Annotated in this window: 18 protein-coding genes, 2 pseudogenes and 1 riboswitch; of the genes and pseudogenes, 12 read left to right on the forward strand and 8 right to left on the reverse strand. The window is 70.7% G+C overall.

What is annotated here, in order from left to right; translation table 11 throughout:
- On the reverse strand, positions 1-861 hold the full coding sequence (locus ABZ624_RS11640; RefSeq protein ID WP_360085583.1) for a helix-turn-helix transcriptional regulator: 861 nt from the start codon (positions 859-861) through the stop codon (positions 1-3).
- 213 nt (positions 862-1074) lie between these two features.
- Between ABZ624_RS11640 and ABZ624_RS11645 the strand changes: the two genes are divergently transcribed.
- Together ABZ624_RS11645 and ABZ624_RS11650 are read left to right on the forward strand one after the other, a co-directional pair.
- Positions 1075-1533 (forward strand): ATP-binding protein, encoded by a 459-nt coding sequence (locus tag ABZ624_RS11645; RefSeq protein ID WP_360085586.1) that lies wholly within the window; start codon positions 1075-1077, stop codon positions 1531-1533.
- A 233-nt stretch (positions 1534-1766) separates the two neighbouring features.
- Positions 1767-2000: a hypothetical protein gene (locus ABZ624_RS11650; protein ID WP_360085589.1), complete on the forward strand. Its 234-nt coding sequence runs from the start codon at positions 1767-1769 to the stop codon at positions 1998-2000.
- Positions 2001-2007: 7 nt separating this feature from the next.
- On the opposite strand, the gene ABZ624_RS11655 is transcribed toward ABZ624_RS11650, so the two are convergent.
- From ABZ624_RS11655 to ABZ624_RS11665, 3 genes and pseudogenes are all read right to left on the reverse strand, one after another.
- Positions 2008-2481, reverse strand: a complete 474-nt coding sequence (locus tag ABZ624_RS11655) for a C40 family peptidase (protein ID WP_360085592.1) — start codon at positions 2479-2481, stop codon at positions 2008-2010.
- Between the two features lie 3 nt (positions 2482-2484).
- Positions 2485-2713, reverse strand: a riboswitch (cyclic di-AMP (ydaO/yuaA leader).
- Positions 2714-3063: 350 nt separating this feature from the next.
- Positions 3064-3276: pseudogene (locus ABZ624_RS11660) on the reverse strand (hypothetical protein); the annotation flags it as partial.
- Positions 3277-3301: 25 nt separating this feature from the next.
- Positions 3302-3430, reverse strand: a complete 129-nt coding sequence (locus ABZ624_RS11665) for a hypothetical protein (RefSeq protein ID WP_360086077.1) — start codon at positions 3428-3430, stop codon at positions 3302-3304.
- Positions 3431-3495: 65 nt separating this feature from the next.
- On the opposite strand from ABZ624_RS11665, the gene ABZ624_RS11670 reads away from it, so the two are divergent.
- From ABZ624_RS11670 to ABZ624_RS11705, 8 genes are all read left to right on the forward strand, one after another.
- The gene (locus ABZ624_RS11670) at positions 3496-3810 is read left to right on the forward strand and encodes a type II toxin-antitoxin system Phd/YefM family antitoxin (RefSeq protein WP_360085595.1); all 315 of its coding nucleotides are present in this window, start codon (positions 3496-3498) and stop codon (positions 3808-3810) included.
- A 226-nt stretch (positions 3811-4036) separates the two neighbouring features.
- On the forward strand, positions 4037-4339 hold the full coding sequence (locus ABZ624_RS11675) for an urease subunit gamma (protein ID WP_031160134.1): 303 nt from the start codon (positions 4037-4039) through the stop codon (positions 4337-4339).
- Positions 4340-4350: 11 nt separating this feature from the next.
- On the forward strand, positions 4351-4662 hold the full coding sequence (locus tag ABZ624_RS11680) for an urease subunit beta (RefSeq protein WP_360085597.1): 312 nt from the start codon (positions 4351-4353) through the stop codon (positions 4660-4662).
- A complete protein-coding gene (locus ABZ624_RS11685; protein ID WP_360085600.1) occupies positions 4655-6376 on the forward strand; it encodes an urease subunit alpha in 1722 nt (573 codons plus the stop codon). The genes ABZ624_RS11680 and ABZ624_RS11685 overlap by 8 nt, the downstream gene beginning before the upstream one ends.
- Before the next feature lie 10 nt (positions 6377-6386).
- Entirely contained in the window at positions 6387-7061 is a 675-nt protein-coding gene (locus ABZ624_RS11690; RefSeq protein ID WP_360085603.1) for an urease accessory UreF family protein, read from the forward strand.
- An 86-nt stretch (positions 7062-7147) separates the two neighbouring features.
- Positions 7148-7825 carry an urease accessory protein UreG gene (ureG, locus tag ABZ624_RS11695; protein WP_360085606.1) on the forward strand — a complete coding sequence of 226 codons (678 nt, stop codon included), beginning with the start codon at positions 7148-7150 and terminating at the stop codon, positions 7823-7825.
- Entirely contained in the window at positions 7822-8580 is a 759-nt protein-coding gene (locus ABZ624_RS11700; protein WP_360085609.1) for an urease accessory protein UreD, read from the forward strand. Before ureG ends, ABZ624_RS11700 begins: the two co-directional genes overlap by 4 nt.
- A gap of 150 nt (positions 8581-8730) precedes the next feature.
- Entirely contained in the window at positions 8731-10326 is a 1596-nt protein-coding gene (locus tag ABZ624_RS11705; protein WP_360085612.1) for an alpha/beta hydrolase, read from the forward strand.
- Positions 10327-10417: 91 nt separating this feature from the next.
- Here ABZ624_RS11705 and ABZ624_RS11710 read toward each other — a convergent pair whose 3' ends face one another.
- From ABZ624_RS11710 to ABZ624_RS11725, 4 genes and pseudogenes are all read right to left on the reverse strand, one after another.
- On the reverse strand, positions 10418-11440 hold the full coding sequence (locus ABZ624_RS11710) for an NAD(P)-dependent oxidoreductase (protein ID WP_360085615.1): 1023 nt from the start codon (positions 11438-11440) through the stop codon (positions 10418-10420).
- Between the two features lie 58 nt (positions 11441-11498).
- Positions 11499-12248 (reverse strand): lysophospholipid acyltransferase family protein, encoded by a 750-nt coding sequence (locus ABZ624_RS11715; RefSeq protein ID WP_360085618.1) that lies wholly within the window; start codon positions 12246-12248, stop codon positions 11499-11501.
- A 403-nt stretch (positions 12249-12651) separates the two neighbouring features.
- Positions 12652-12930: a VOC family protein gene (locus tag ABZ624_RS11720; RefSeq protein WP_360086049.1), complete on the reverse strand. Its 279-nt coding sequence runs from the start codon at positions 12928-12930 to the stop codon at positions 12652-12654.
- Positions 12931-12946: 16 nt separating this feature from the next.
- Positions 12947-13285: pseudogene (locus ABZ624_RS11725) on the reverse strand (helix-turn-helix domain-containing protein); the annotation flags it as partial.
- On the opposite strand from ABZ624_RS11725, the gene ABZ624_RS11730 reads away from it, so the two are divergent.
- On the forward strand, positions 13284-13715 hold the full coding sequence (locus tag ABZ624_RS11730) for a DUF4267 domain-containing protein (RefSeq protein ID WP_360085621.1): 432 nt from the start codon (positions 13284-13286) through the stop codon (positions 13713-13715). The pseudogene ABZ624_RS11725 and the gene ABZ624_RS11730 sit on opposite strands and share 2 nt — an antisense overlap.
- A 416-nt stretch (positions 13716-14131) precedes the next feature.
- The gene (locus ABZ624_RS11735) at positions 14132-14308 is read left to right on the forward strand and encodes a recombinase family protein (RefSeq protein ID WP_360086052.1); all 177 of its coding nucleotides are present in this window, start codon (positions 14132-14134) and stop codon (positions 14306-14308) included.
- Positions 14309-14323: the final 15 nt, after the last annotated feature.

Genomic DNA, 14323 nt, shown 5'->3' on the forward strand with positions numbered 1-14323 from the left:
TTACGCGCCGTCACCTATTCCGGCGATGTAATCCAACGTGTCCTCGGGCGAAAGGGCATACATCCGAAGGCTGTCGAAGGCCTCCGAGTAGGCCATGAGGTCTTCTTTCCGCTCCAGGTAGAGGCTACTCGTCAACTGGTCGAGAACAACAACATCCAGATCAGAAGTGCTCGGAAATGAGAAGATAACGAAAGGCCCGGTGAGGCCGACATGCGCTCCCGCCCCGAACGGCAGCACCTGCAGTTGTACTTGGGGCAGACGGGCGGCCTCCACCAGCCGCGCCAGCTGGCGGTTCATCACCTCGGGGCCGCCGACCTCGCGCCGCAGCACCGCCTCGTCCAGCACCGCGCACAGCTTCAGCGGCGGGTCGGCGCGGAGCACGTCCTGCCGGGCCAGCCGCACCTCCACCAGCGCGTCCAGGCCTTCGTCGTCCAGGTCCTTCACGGCCGCCCGGGTCACCGCGCGGGCGTACTCGGGCGTCTGCAGCAGGCCGGGTACGACCGTGGTCTCCAGGGTGCGCATCGCGCTCGCCTGCGACTCCAGGCTGATGAAATCCCGGTAGGTGGGTGGCAGCACCCCGCGGTAGGCATGCCACCAGCCGTGCCGGTCGCCCGCGCCCTCGGAACGCGCCAGCATCAGCAGCAACTCGCGCAGCTGCCCGTCCTCCACTCCGTAGGCGTCCAGGAGTAACCGCACATCGGCTGGTTTCACGCCGCTGGCACCGGTCTCGATACGGCTCACCTTCGACTGGTGCCAACCGACCAGCCGGGCCGCATCACCGCTCGTGAGCCCAGTACCGGTACGCAGCGTGCGCAGTTCGGCGCCCAATTTGCGACGGCGCACTGCCGGCCCGTTCTGCATGGGCTCCTCCTTACTCCTTCCGGGCCGCCCAAATACGGTCTCGCGTCGTAGAGTTCACCGCTTTGGGCGACAGATATATGCATATCTTGGTGGATCGCTCCCCGTGACCGGTCCGGTGGTGGCAGTCTGACGAGCAAGCACCAGTCCGGGACCGTACTCGAACCTTCCGCTCCGTGTCGGACTGCGGTCCCGTGGGAAAGGGACGACGTCGCCATGGCAGACCATCTGGAAGCATCCGTCACTCTGCCGAGCGATCCCGCCTCGGTCTCCGCCGCCCGCTCCTACGTCGTGGGCACGCTGGAGGAGTGGGGCCTGCCCTCGGACACCGACGTGGCCGACACCGTACGGCTCATCGTCTCCGAACTCGCCACGAACGCCGTACAGCACACCTTCGGTCAGTCACCCACCTTCACGGTTGACGTCGCCCTGGACTGCGACGAACACCTGCGCATCGGCGTCACGGACAGCCACCCCCGCTTCCCGAAGAGACTGCCCGCGGCGGTTCAGCAGGACAACGGCCGCGGCATGGTCATCGTCCGCTGGCTCACTGCCGAGTGCGGCGGCAAACTCCGTGTCCGGCCCACCCGTGAGGGCGGCAAGACGGTCTCCATCGAACTCCCCTGGACCATCCCGGTCGGGCCGGTCCCGGCGGGGGGCCAACAGGAACCGTAGCCCTCCGGGCGCGGGCGGTGGGCTGGTTCGCTTCGGGGCACTTCGGGGCGGGTCCGGGAGGCGCCAGGCCTTTGGCGACGAGGTCGGGCGGCGCCGCCCGGGTGGCGAGTCCGGCGGGCGACGGGCACGGCTCGGGCACGGCGGGCTCGGGCACGAGGGGATCGGTGGCGCGGGGACGGGGGTACGGGTGGCGAGGGGCTCGGAGGACGGGCACGGGGGTGTGGGGCGGGGAGTTGGGGACTGGGCTGCTGGGCGGCGACCATGTGCTGCAGCTCGGGGTGCGCGCCCTGCGGGCGCTGCCGAGGCCCGTACCGACGCCCGAGGAGGCCGCGGCCGAGGCCGCGCACCCGGTGAGGCAGGGCTTCGCTGCGCCGGCCCCGGTGCCCGCCCGTGGGCTCCAGGCGGGCATCGGGGCGGCACTGACGGCGCTCGGAGCGGCCCTGCTGCTGGAGCCGCTCCTGCCCTGACGCCGGGTCAGTTGACCCGGCCGTACCAGACGCTCCGGGTCCAGATCTTCTCCAGCCGCACCACGGCTCCGGTCCTCGGCGCGTGCCAGATCCTCCCGTGGCCTGCGTAGATGCCGACGTGGTAGACGCTGGAACCCGAGTGGAAGAACACCAGGTCACCGGCCTTACGGCTGAGGGCCGAGATGTGGTGCGTCTTGTTGTACTGCTGGGCTGCGGTGCGCGGCAGGGTCTTGCCCGCCTTCTTGAACGAGTAGAGCGTCAGCCCCGAGCAGTCGAACCGGTGCGGCCCGATGGCCCCCCACTGGTACGGAGATCCCTTCTTGGAGGCCGCGACCTGCAGTGCTTTGCTCGCGAGGGTGGCGGCCGAGGCGTCGGTGGCGAGACCAGGGACCGCGATCGAGCCGCCGACGGCGGCGAGGGTGAGGGCCGAGGCCGTGCCGGCCCGGGCCATGAGCGACGGGACACGATTCAGCGCAGTCATGCGCAACCCTTCGTCAGCCGCCTGTGAAGGATGACCTGTCGGATTCGGGCTGGCGAAGTTGCCCGGCCGCGTTGCGGCTTCACCCCAAGGGCTGCTCGGAGCGTCCGGCCGTCTGTGACGTACAGACGAACATCCGTTCCGGCGACCCGTCTTGCTTGGGTCCTCCACTCCTGCCGATCCACTCCTGTCGACCGGTCATCCGGGTGGCGGCAGGACTCGGCGTCCGCCCGGACCGCCCCGCCGTTGTGGCGGGGGCTTGTCGTCAGACAGGGATCTTCACTCACAGCTGTCTGAAAATCCCAACGGATCCGGGTATTTGTGGCGTTACTCACCACTCGCCCGTTCGAGTGGACAGGCCTCCGTTCGAGGCACCGTCACATCCCGGTCGTAGGCGCCGACCTGGGGCGGAACCTCGTCTTCCGCGCTGCCGGCCCGCGCGGTGCGCAAGTCGGAAGGCCCGTGGAACGATCTGGATGTACGTCGGTCGGCGGTAGGCCGTTCGGAGTGTTTCGAACCCCCTGAGCGGCGCGTGTCGACTTCCGGGTCCGTCCGGCTGGTCGGGCGTCCGGATCGGCCGACGCCGTCGGTCGGGAGCGTGACGCGAGCGGCGCGGCGTTCATCGTCCGGCACCCGCAGGGCCCGTGCCGGCGTGTCTTCGTGCAGCTCCGTCTCACCCCGTTGGTGCATCGACGCGAGGGCGCCACGCAGCGCTGCGGCCGTGCGCACCCGCGCCTGCGCCGCGCGCAGCCCGCGACAGGTGGGTGAGTCCCGCGCCGGACTGAGGCTGCCCAGCAGGCCGGCCGTCTCGGGTGACGGCCGATCAGATCTCCTGTGCGCCGGGCATGCTCCGGCGGCCGGGCGCGATGCGGTCCACCAGACCGTAGGCCAGTGCGGCGGGAGCGTCCAGGATCGCGCCCCGTTCCGGGTCGCCGTGTACTTCCTCCGCCATGCGCCCGGCGAACTGGAGGGGAACTGTAAAAAACGTACAATACGTACCTGACGTACGATGGCGGCATGGCCTACGAGATTCCGGTGACGCAAGCCAGGGCTGAGCTCGCCGACCTGATCAACCGCGTGGTGTACGGCGGTGAGCGCGTCGTCGTGACCCGGCACGGCAAGCCGCTGGTCGCGCTGGTCTCGGCCGCCGACCTGGAGCGGCTGGACGCGCTCGACGAGCCGGCCGAGGAGCGGATCGAGGAACAGAACGAGGAGCAGACCGGGGAGCGGGTCATCAGCTCGGTCTCGGGTGTCCGTGAGGCGGGTTCCGTCCCGCGTGAACAGCGGCGGTTCGGGATCGCCGCCGAGCATCGCGGTCCCGGCGGGTTGTGAACGGCACGGGTATCGGGGGTCCCATACCGCGGTCATCGGTGGATCAAGGTCTGGTTAACGTCACTGAAACTCCGGCGCTCTAGCCTGCCGATCCACGCCATCAGGGGTTTTTCTGCCCGGATTGACGACGATCCGGGGGTTTGTCTGTGTGTTACACCTATCCCCGTCGCGATGGCTGCGGCAGCCGGACCCCGCACGGTCCGGAGCAAGGACTGTGAGGTGGGACGTGCAACTGACCCCGCATGAGCAAGAGAGGCTGCTCATCCACGTGGCGGCCGACGTGGCCGAGAAGCGCCGGGCCCGCGGGCTCCGGCTCAACCACCCGGAAGCGGTCGCCCTCATCACGTCGCACATCCTCGAGGGCGCGCGTGACGGCCGTACGGTCGCCGAACTCATGTCCTCCGGTCGCAAGCTCCTCAGCAGGGACGACGTCATGGACGGGGTCCCCGAGATGATCCACGACGTCCAGGTCGAGGCCACCTTCCCGGACGGCACCAAGCTCGTCACCGTCCACGAGCCGATCATCTGAAGAGGGCCGCGATGATTCCCGGAGAGATCCTTTTCGCCGACGCCCCCGTCCTGGTCAACGAGGGCCGCGAGGTCACTCGCCTCACCGTCCTCAACGCCGCCGACCGGCCGGTCCAGGTCGGTTCCCACTACCACTTCGCCGAGGCCAACCCCGGCCTCGAGTTCGACCGTGCCGCGGCCCGCGGCAAGCGGCTGAACGTCGCCGCCGGCACCGCCGTGCGCTTCGAGCCCGGCATCCCCGTCGACGTCGAACTCGTGCCCCTCACCGGCGCCCGGATCGTGCCGGGGCTGCGCGGGGAGACCGGAGGTGCCCTCGATGCCTGAGCTCTCCCGAGGCGCCTACGCCGACCTGTTCGGCCCCACCACCGGGGACCGTGTCCGGCTCGCCGACACCGACCTGCTGATCGAGATCGAGGAGGACCGCTCGGGCGGACCCGGCGCCTCCGGCGACGAGGCCGTCTTCGGCGGCGGCAAGGTCATCCGCGAGTCCATGGGCCAGTCCCGCGCCACCCGTGCCGAGGGCACCCCCGACACGGTCATCACCGGCGTCGTCATCGTCGACCACTGGGGCATCGTCAAGGCCGACGTCGGCATTCGCGACGGCCGGATCACCGCGATCGGCAAGGCCGGTAACCCCGACACCATGGACGGCGTCCACCCCGACCTGGTCATCGGCCCCGAGACCGAGATCATCGCGGGCAACGGGCGGATCCTCACCGCCGGCGCCATCGACGCGCACGTCCACTTCATCTGTCCCCAGGTCGCCGACGAGGCGCTGGCCTCCGGCATCACCACCCTGGTCGGCGGCGGCACCGGCCCCGCCGAGGGCTCCAAGGCCACCACCGTCACGCCCGGCCCCTGGCACCTGGCCCGGATGCTGGAGGCGATGGAGGCCTACCCGGTCAACGTCGGCTTCCTCGGCAAGGGCAACACCGTCTCGCACGAGGCGATGCTCTCCCAGATCCGCGGCGGCGCCGTCGGCCTGAAGCTGCACGAGGACTGGGGCTCGACCCCGGCCGTCATCGACGCCGCGCTGACCGTGGCGGACCGGACCGGCATCCAGGTCGCCATCCACACGGACACACTCAACGAGGCGGGCTTCGTCGGCGACACCCTCGCCGCGATCGCGGGCCGGGGCATCCACTCGTACCACACCGAGGGCGCCGGCGGCGGGCACGCGCCGGACATCATGACCGTGGTCTCGCAGCCCAACGTGCTGCCCAGCTCCACCAACCCGACCCGGCCGTACACCGTCAACACCGCCGAGGAACACCTCGACATGCTGATGGTGTGCCACCACCTCAACCCGGCGGTCCCCGAGGACCTGGCCTTCGCCGAGTCCCGGATCCGGCCCTCCACCATCGGCGCGGAGGATGTCCTGCACGACCTCGGCGCGATCTCGATCATCTCCTCCGACTCCCAGGCCATGGGGCGCGTCGGCGAGGTCGTCCTGCGCACCTGGCAGACGGCCCATGTGATGAAGCGCCGGCGGGGCGCGCTGCCGGGTGACGGCCGCGCGGACAACCACCGCGTGCGGCGCTATGTCGCCAAGTACACGATCAACCCCGCGCTCGCGCAGGGTCTCGCCGCCGAGATCGGCTCCGTGGAGACCGGCAAGCTCGCCGACCTCGTGCTGTGGGAGCCCGCGTTCTTCGGGGTCAAGCCGCTGCTGGTGCTCAAGGGCGGGCAGATCGCCTACGCGCAGATGGGCGACGCCAACGCCTCCATCCCCACCCCGCAGCCCATCCTGCCCCGACCGATGTACGGCGCGATCGGCCGCGCCCCCGCCGCCAACTCGGTCAACTTCGTGGCCTCGTTGGCCATCGAGGACGGGCTGCCGCAGCGGCTGGGGCTCGGCAAGCGCTTCGTGGCGATCGAGTCCACGCGCGCGGTCACCAAGGCCGACATGCGCGAGAACGACGCCCGGCCCGACGTCCGGATCGACCCCGACAGCTTCGCCGTGCACATCGACGGCGAGCTGGTCGAGGCCACCCCGGCCGCCGAACTGCCCATGGCCCAGCGTTACTTCCTGTTCTGACGGGGGCGCGATGTCACGGGCAGCACTTCTCGTCCTGGCCGACGGCCGCTTCCCCGCCGGAGGGCACGCGCACTCCGGCGGGGCGGAGGCCGCCGTCAGAGCGGGCCGGATCACCTCCGCCGCGACCCTGGAGGACTTCTGCCGGGGCCGGCTGCACACCGCCGGGCTGGTCGCGGGCGCGCTCGCGGCGGCCGCCGTACTCGGAGCGGACCCGCGGGACCTGGACGCGGCGGCGGACGCCCGTACGCCGTCCCCCGCCCTGCGGACCGCTGCGCGCCGGCTCGGGCGGCAGCTGCTGCGGGCGGCTCGGGCCGCCTGGCCGTGCCACGAACTCGATGCGCTGGCAGGGCAGTTCCCCAAAGGCGCGCATCAACCGGTGGTCCTCGGGCTCGCCGCACGGGCGGCCGGCCTCGCTCCCGAGGACGCGGCCTACTGCGCGGCGTACGAGAGCGTGAGCGGTCCGGCGACGGCGACCGTGCGGTTGCTGAGCCTTGATCCCTTCGACGCGACCGGCGTACTGGCGCGCCTCGCACCGGAGTTGGACCGGGTGGCGGATACGGCCGTGGATGCGGCACGGAGGGTGCTCGACGAGGGTGTCGATGCGCTGCCGGCGTCGTCCGGTCCCCTGCTGGAAGTGGCGGCGGAGTGGCACGCGGCCTGGCCGGTCCGGCTGTTCGCGTCCTGACCTGACCTGACCTGACCTGACCCGCCCCCGCCGCCCCTGCCCCCAGAGGGGCTGAGAGAACGAGCCTCGTCCACTAGGAGCCGTCCATGCACCTCGACCACACACACCCCGGCCCCGCCGCCGTGAGCGCCGACGCGCACCGCCCCGACGGAGCCCGGCGCGCCCTGCGCATCGGGCTCGGCGGGCCCGTCGGGTCCGGAAAGACCGCGACCGTCGCCGCGCTCTGCCGGGCCCTGCGCGACGAGCTGTCGCTCGCCGTCGTCACCAACGACATCTACACCCGTGAGGACGCCGAGTTCCTGCTCCGCGAGGCCGTACTGCCGCCCGAGCGGATCACGGCCGTGGAGACGGGCGCTTGTCCGCACACCGCGATCCGCGACGACATCTCCGCCAACCTCGAAGCCGTGGAGGACCTGGAGGACGCGGTCGGCCCGCTCGACCTGATCCTCGTCGAGTCCGGCGGCGACAACCTCACCGCGACCTTCTCCAAGGGACTGGTGGACGCGCAGATCTTCGTGATCGACGTGGCCGGCGGCGACGACATCCCGCGCAAGGGCGGGCCCGGCGTCACCACGGCCGACCTGCTCGTCGTCAACAAGACCGACCTCGCCCCGTACGTCGGCTCCGACCTCGCCCGGATGGCCGCCGACGCCAAGGCACAGCGCGCCGAACTCCCGGTGGTCTTCCAGTCGTTGCGCGGCGGAACCGGTGTGACCGACGTGGCCGCCTGGGTGCGGGAGCGGCTCGCCGCGTGGACGGCATGACCACCACCGGGGTCCGGGCGGACGCGCGGATCGTCGCCCGCGCCGACGGCCGCGGCGGCACCGTGCTGCCCGTGCTGGACGGCGAGGGCCCACTGGCCCTGCGCCGCACCCGAGCCGGCGGCACCGAGGCGAAGGTCATGGTGGTCGGTGCGATGAGCGGCCCGCTCGGCGGGGACCGGTTCACGCTCACCGCCCGGGTGGAGGAGGGCGCCCGGCTGCATGTCGGCTCGGCCGCCGCCACCCTCGCCCTGCCGGGCCAGGCCAAGGGCGAAGCCCGCTACGACGTACGGCTCGACGTGGCCGACGGCGCCGAACTGCACTGGCTGCCCGAGCAGTTGATCTCGGCCCGGGGCAGCGACCTGTACGTCACCACGCGGGCCGAACTCACCGCTGGCGCCCGGCTCGTCCTGCGCGAGGAGCAGGTGCTCGGCCGGGCGGGAGAGGAGCCCGGGCGCCTCACCAGCCGGCTGACCGTCCGGGTCGCGGGCCGGACGGTACTGGACCAGGAACTGTCCTACGGGCCCGGCGCCCCGGGCGGCTGGGACGGCCCGGCCGTCCTTGCGGGACACCGCGCCGTGGGCCAACTGGTCGTCGTACGGCCCGAGTTCGCCGAGCGTCCGGTCGAGGCGCGGATGGTGGGCGAGTGCGCCGCACTGATACCGCTGGCGGGCCCCGCGGTCCTGGTCAGCGCTGTCGCGCCCGACGCGTTGCGGCTACGACGGGTCCTGGACGGGGCACTGACCAGCCTCGGCTGAGGCACGCTCCGCACGGCGCGCCCGAACATGATCGTCCGGTTATCGGATTGGTAAAGATACAGGGCCACCCCTGGTCTCAGGCGGCTCACAGCCGAAAGGATCCCCGCCTGACCACTCGCAGAGATGCAGATGTAGGGGGAGGGGCCCCACTTGAGGGAGAACAGACCGAAGAGCCGCCTGCTGGCGCTCGGTTCGGCCGGAGCACTCGTCACTGCCACCCTGATCGCCGGCGTCGTCTCGGCGCCCGCGGCCGGCGCTGCCGGACAGCCCGGCCAGGACCGTGAGGCCAAGGGCGCCGAGATGGCCGCCGCCCGCGCCGCCAAGGCCGGCATCGACTGGCAGGACTGCCCGGCCGACTGGGGATTCGCCAAGCCCATCCAGTGCGGCTGGGTCACCGTGCCCGTCGACTACGCCCACCCGTACGGCAAGCAGATCAAGCTCGCCGTCGACCGCATCGCCAACACGGGCACTCAGAGCGAGCGTCAGGGCTCGCTCGTCTACAACCCGGGCGGTCCCGGCGGTTCCGGGATGCGCTTCCCGACCCGGGTCACCAACAAGAACCCCGTCTGGGCGAACGTCGCCAAGGCCTACGACTTCGTCGGCTTCGACCCGCGCGGCGTCGGCCACTCCGCCCCCATCTCCTGCATCGACCCGCAGGAGTTCGTCAAGGCGCCCAAGATGGACCCGGTGCCGGACACCGAGGCGGACAAGACCGCACAGCGCAAGCTGGCGCGCGAGTACGCCGATGGCTGCGCCGAGCGCAGCGGCGCGATGCTGCCGCACATGACCACGCCGAACACCGCCCGCGACCTGGACGTCATCCGCGCCGCGCTGGGCGAGAAGAAGCTCAACTACCTCGGCGTCTCCTACGGCACCTACCTCGGCGCCGTGTACGGCACCCTCTTCCCGGGCCACCTGCGCCGCATGATCGTCGACAGCGTGGTCAACCCGGACCGCAAGAACATCTGGTACCAGGCCAACCTGAACCAGGACATTGCCTTCGAGGGCCGCTGGAAGGACTGGGAGGACTGGGTCGCGGCCAACGACGCCGCCTTCCACCTCGGCACCACCCGCGCCGCAGTCCAGGACAAGTGGCTCCAGCTGCGCGCCACCGCCAAGCAGAACCCCATCGGCGGGGTCGTCGGCCCGGCCGAGCTGATCTCCTTCTTCCAGAGCGCGCCGTACTACGACTCCTCGTGGGTGCCGGTCGCCACGGTGTTCAGCAAGTACGTCGCCGGTGACACCAAGGCGCTGGTCGACGCCGCCGCCCCCAACCTGTCGAACACGGCCGGCAACATCAGCGCCGAGAACAGCAACGCGGTCTACACGGCCGTCGAGTGCACCGACGCCAAGTGGCCCACCAGCTGGCAGAAGTGGGACCGGGACAACACCCGGCTCAACAAGGACTACCCGTTCATGACCTGGGCCAACGCCTGGATGAACCTGCCGTGCGCCACCTGGTCGGCCAAGCAGCAGACCCCGGTCCAGGTGAAGACCCACAAGAGCCTGCCGCAGGTGCTGATCGTGCAGTCCACCCGGGACGCCGCCACTCCTTATGAGGGCGCCGTCGAACTGCACAAGCGCTTCGCCGGATCCCGTCTGATCACCGAGAAGGACGCGGGCTCCCACGGTGTGACCGGCCTGGTCAACCCCTGCATCAACCAGCGCGTCGACGCCTACCTGCTCGACGGCAAGCTGGACACCGCGGACGTGACCTGCACCCCGCACGCCACGCCCAAGCCGTAACAGTGTTCACACGGTGACGAGGGGCGGCCGGAACCACCGGTCGCCCCTCGCTCACGCCGAAGCTCATGCCGCGATGCTCATGCCGCGAAGCTCACGCTCCGGACCAGGCGTCCTCCGCCGCGTAGTCGAACAGATCCGGATACCCTCGGGCGAGCAGCGGGAAGCACTCCCGCCAGTCCCGCCCGGCCAGCACACCGGTCAGCCACTCGACCGTCTCCGGCAGGCTCTCGGCGTACGACACCACCGGCCGGTAGTCCAACTCCCGCTCAGCAACGGCCATATCGAAGACCACCGGGCGCGGAACGGACCACGGCGTCCCGCCGACCGAGCCCTCGGGGGGCCCGTCGATCAGCGTCGTCCGGGTCTCCACGTCCATCACCGCGTCGACCGCCGCGCCGATCCCGGCGACCGTCGGCGCCTCGCCGTCACAGGCGTTGAGCACCCGGGTACCGGGCCGGGCCGCCGCCAGTCGCACCAGTTCGGCGATGTTCCGCGCGCCAGACGGATGGAACCGGCTCCCGCCCCCGTAGGAGAGCACCCGACCGCGCCGGCCGTCCAGATTCCGCTTCACGAAGTACAGCTCGCGGGGGAGCGGGCTGTACGGGCCGTGCACCGCGGCCGGCCGCAGCACCGTGACCGGCAACTCACCGCCGACAGAGAGGAGTTCACGCTCCAGCGCGACTTTCCGGGTGCTGTACGACGCCTCGCCCGGTGCGACCGTCGGCTGCGTCTCGGGGACCGGCACCGGGTAGGCGGGAAAGCCGCCCGGCTCGTGCAGCGTGTCGAAGTTCCGGCCCGAGCCGTCGTCGTACACCGACACGCTCGAAACCACGACGGCCGAGCCGATCCGGCCGGCCAGGGACGTCAGCTGCCGTGCGTGCGCGCCGTCGTAGGCGACCATGTCGACCAGCAGATCGCAGCCGTCGCCGACCACCGCGGCCAGGGCCGCCTCGTCGGTGCGGTCCAGCCGCACCGTCCGTACCCCGGCGTCCCACGCCGCGTCCCGACCGCCGCCCTGCGAGGCGGCCGTCACCTCCCACCCGTCCCGCACCAGCGCGGCCACCGTCGGACGGCCGATCTGCCCGCTCGCCCCTATCACCACAGCCCTCTTCATACGGCGAGCCTAGGCACGCGGGCAGGCCCGGGCGCCTTCCTTCTGCCGACGGCAGAGGTCAGCTCAGCGGCGCCCGCGGGAACCTGCGTGCCTTCTTCTCGGCTGCCTGCGTCTGCGTCTGCGTCTGCGCCTGTGCCTGTGCCGCCTTGGCGACCGCCGCGTACTCGTCGACGTACTCCTGCCCGGACAGTGTCAGGATCGCGTACATGATCTCGTCGGTGACGGCGCGCAGGACGGCCTTCTCCTGCTCCAGGCCGGCGTAGCGGGAGAAGTCGAGGGGCTTGCCGAAACGGATGGTGACAGGGTGGATGTTCGGGACGACCTTCCCGGGCGGCTGGGCCTCGAACGTGCCGATCATCGCGCACGGCACCACCGGCACCCCGGCCTTCAGCGCCATCACGGCGACGCCGACCTTGCCCTTGTAGAGCCTGCCGTCGTGCGAACGGGTGCCCTCCGGATAGATCCCGAGCAGTTCGCCCCTGCCCAGCACGCCGAGGCCCTCGCGGATCGCGGCCTGACCCGCCTCCTTGCCCGAGCGGTCCACCGGGATCTGCCCGGCACTGCGGAAGAAGAACGCGGTGAGCCGGCCCTTGAGCCCCGGGCCGGTGAAGTACTCCGCCTTGGCGAGGAAGGTGATGCGTCGCTTCAGCATCGCCGGCATCAGGAAGTGGTCCGAGAACGACAGATGGTTCCCGGCGACGATCGCGGGGCCGGACGCCGGCACGTTCTCCAGCCCCTCGATCCGGGGCCGGAAGACGAGTCTCAGCAGGGGGCCCAGCAGCACGTGCTTGAGCAGGTAGTAGAACACGGCTCGCTCCTCACTCGACCAGCTCCGTTGGAACCGGTGTTTTCCCAGGTCACCGCACGAATCATGGATGCGGGCTGATGCGCACCTGCCGTCATCTGTAGCCATGTTCGGGCGGTCTCATGCTGACCCTTTGCCGAGTTAGCTGATGGTTAGTCAGAACTTGGGTCGCACGGTTCCGCCGCCCGTGTGCGGTGGCACGGCGCTTCACCGGGGCGAAGTGCAGCATCGAAGTCTGCGAGGTGATCCTGGCGTGCATTGGCGGTCGAGAACGTCGAGTCCGGTATGGGCTCGGTGATGGAGGTGTGACAAGCTCGCGGTCCGCTAGGAAGCGACCGTGCTGGTCGCAGCCATCAACGAGTGGCTGTGACCAACCAGCACCTTCCCAGGTCGTGCGGGGAAGGTGTCAGCGGTGGCCCAGCACGTTGACCACTCGGCCGCTGGGGTCGCGGACGAAGAACCGCCGCACGCCCCACTCCTCGTCCTGCAAGGGGTGAACGATCTCCGCGCCGCTGTCCCGCATGACCGCATAGGCCGCGTCCACGTCGTCGACTTCGACACTCATGTCGGGGGTGACCGGGGCGGTCTTGTCGCTGGTCATGACGCTGACTTGCGCTGCCGGAGCGGACGGGGAAGCGAGCGTCATGATCCAGCCATGGTTCATGACCTCCTCGAAGCCCAGCAGGCCATAGAACTCCCGGCTCTAGAGGTTCCGGGGTGTCCTCCTGCGCGTACGCCAGACCGCCGTCGAGCTGGAACAGGGCGTCGTAGACCGCCGGGTTGCGCTCGGCGAAGTCGAGGTAGCCGCGGGCGAGGGCGGTGACCCGGGCGCGCGGACCGTCCGCGGCGGCGGTCGCGGCCCGCAGCGCCGCGGCCATCTCGGCAGCGCCCTCGAGGGCGACGGCGCCGATGATCTCGCGCTTGCCACGGAAGTGGCTGTAGAGGACGGGTTGGCTGTACTCGATGCGCTCGGCGAGCCGGCGCGTGGTGACCGTGTCCCAGCCCTGGTGCTCGGCTAGTTCGCGGGCCGTCGCCACGATGAGGCGCTCACGGGCCGCCCGCGGTGTGGCAGGCCACGGGAGTCACCGCGGTCACGTTCATGGGTTCGGGGCGGAGTTCATCCTGAGCCCGGAGACGACGGCGCCGGGCTTCGGCCTGCCGAGTTGGCCGTCCGGCGACGGCGGCGGCTTCCTGATCATCAAGGGAATCCGCGACGTCGTCTTGGCCCTGGTCCTGGGCGTCCTGCTGGTGACGGGCCACCGCCGGGCGCTGGGCTGGGTGCTGCTGGTGGAAGCCCTCGCCGCATACGGCGACATGACCACCGTGCTGGCCCACCACGGCTCCGTGGCCAGCGCGCTCGGCGTCCACGGCCTGACCGCGACACTGATGGTGGTCAACGGCCTGCTGATAATGCGCGAGACCCGCAAGGTCGCGGCCGCTCCGACAACGCCCGCCCCGCAGCCTGCCTGAACGTCACCTTGGCGCGTGCCGGGATTCGCCTGTCAGCGCGCGCCGGTAAAGGCGAGGTACACGGTCTTCTCCAGTGGGCGGCGGCCTGGTCTCGTTTCCCGGGACGGCGCAGCGCGGCCCCTTGCTCCGATTCTCATAAACGGTCCTTTGCGCGAGCAAGATCAATCATAGGCCGCTGGACCCTCGCCGAACCCGGTTTCGTTCTCAGAACCCGCTCTCACTCAAAAGCGGGACGGACCCACTTTTGAGACTTGCATTGTGCGAGAGTCCTGGCCCATGACGGACCCTCAGCAGCCTTCCCCGAGTGACCGCCGCTTCAGGGTGCCCCGGCTGAAGAAGACGCTGCGGGTGCCGACCCCGGCCGGCCCGGGCGGCCGGCGCCGACCGACCCGGACCTGACGAGCGCGGACATCCGCATCGGGTACGCGCGCTGCTCGACCCTCGGTCAGGAACTCGACTCCCAGCTCGACGCGCTCAGCAAGCACGGCATCCCGAGGGACAAGATCTTCAGCGAGAAGATCAGCACCCGGGGGCGGGTCCGCCCCCGGTTCGAGGAGGCGCTGCGAACGGCGCGGGAGGTCAGGAGCCACTGATCAGGTGGCTGCGGC

It is taken from the genome of Streptomyces sp. NPDC007205, from assembly GCF_040634095.1.
Classification (GTDB): Bacteria; Actinomycetota; Actinomycetes; order Streptomycetales; family Streptomycetaceae; genus Streptomyces.

Bases quoted from the DNA above. Each gene is read 5' to 3' on its own strand.
- ABZ624_RS11640 (WP_360085583.1), bottom strand. From the start codon at position 861: ATGCAGAACGGGCCGGCAGTGCGCCGTCGCAAATTGGGCGCCGAACTG.
- ABZ624_RS11645 (WP_360085586.1), top strand. From the start codon at position 1,075: ATGGCAGACCATCTGGAAGCATCCGTCACTCTGCCGAGCGATCCCGCC.
- ABZ624_RS11655 (WP_360085592.1), bottom strand. From the start codon at position 2,481: ATGACTGCGCTGAATCGTGTCCCGTCGCTCATGGCCCGGGCCGGCACG.
- ABZ624_RS11665 (WP_360086077.1), bottom strand. From the start codon at position 3,430: ATGGCGGAGGAAGTACACGGCGACCCGGAACGGGGCGCGATCCTGGAC.
- ABZ624_RS11670 (WP_360085595.1), top strand. From the start codon at position 3,496: ATGGCCTACGAGATTCCGGTGACGCAAGCCAGGGCTGAGCTCGCCGAC.
- ABZ624_RS11680 (WP_360085597.1), top strand. From the start codon at position 4,351: ATGATTCCCGGAGAGATCCTTTTCGCCGACGCCCCCGTCCTGGTCAAC.
- ABZ624_RS11685 (WP_360085600.1), top strand. From the start codon at position 4,655: ATGCCTGAGCTCTCCCGAGGCGCCTACGCCGACCTGTTCGGCCCCACC.
- ABZ624_RS11690 (WP_360085603.1), top strand. From the start codon at position 6,387: ATGTCACGGGCAGCACTTCTCGTCCTGGCCGACGGCCGCTTCCCCGCC.
- ureG (WP_360085606.1), top strand. From the start codon at position 7,148: ATGCACCTCGACCACACACACCCCGGCCCCGCCGCCGTGAGCGCCGAC.
- ABZ624_RS11700 (WP_360085609.1), top strand. From the start codon at position 7,822: ATGACCACCACCGGGGTCCGGGCGGACGCGCGGATCGTCGCCCGCGCC.
- ABZ624_RS11710 (WP_360085615.1), bottom strand. From the start codon at position 11,440: ATGAAGAGGGCTGTGGTGATAGGGGCGAGCGGGCAGATCGGCCGTCCG.
- ABZ624_RS11730 (WP_360085621.1), top strand. From the start codon at position 13,284: ATGAGGCGCTCACGGGCCGCCCGCGGTGTGGCAGGCCACGGGAGTCAC.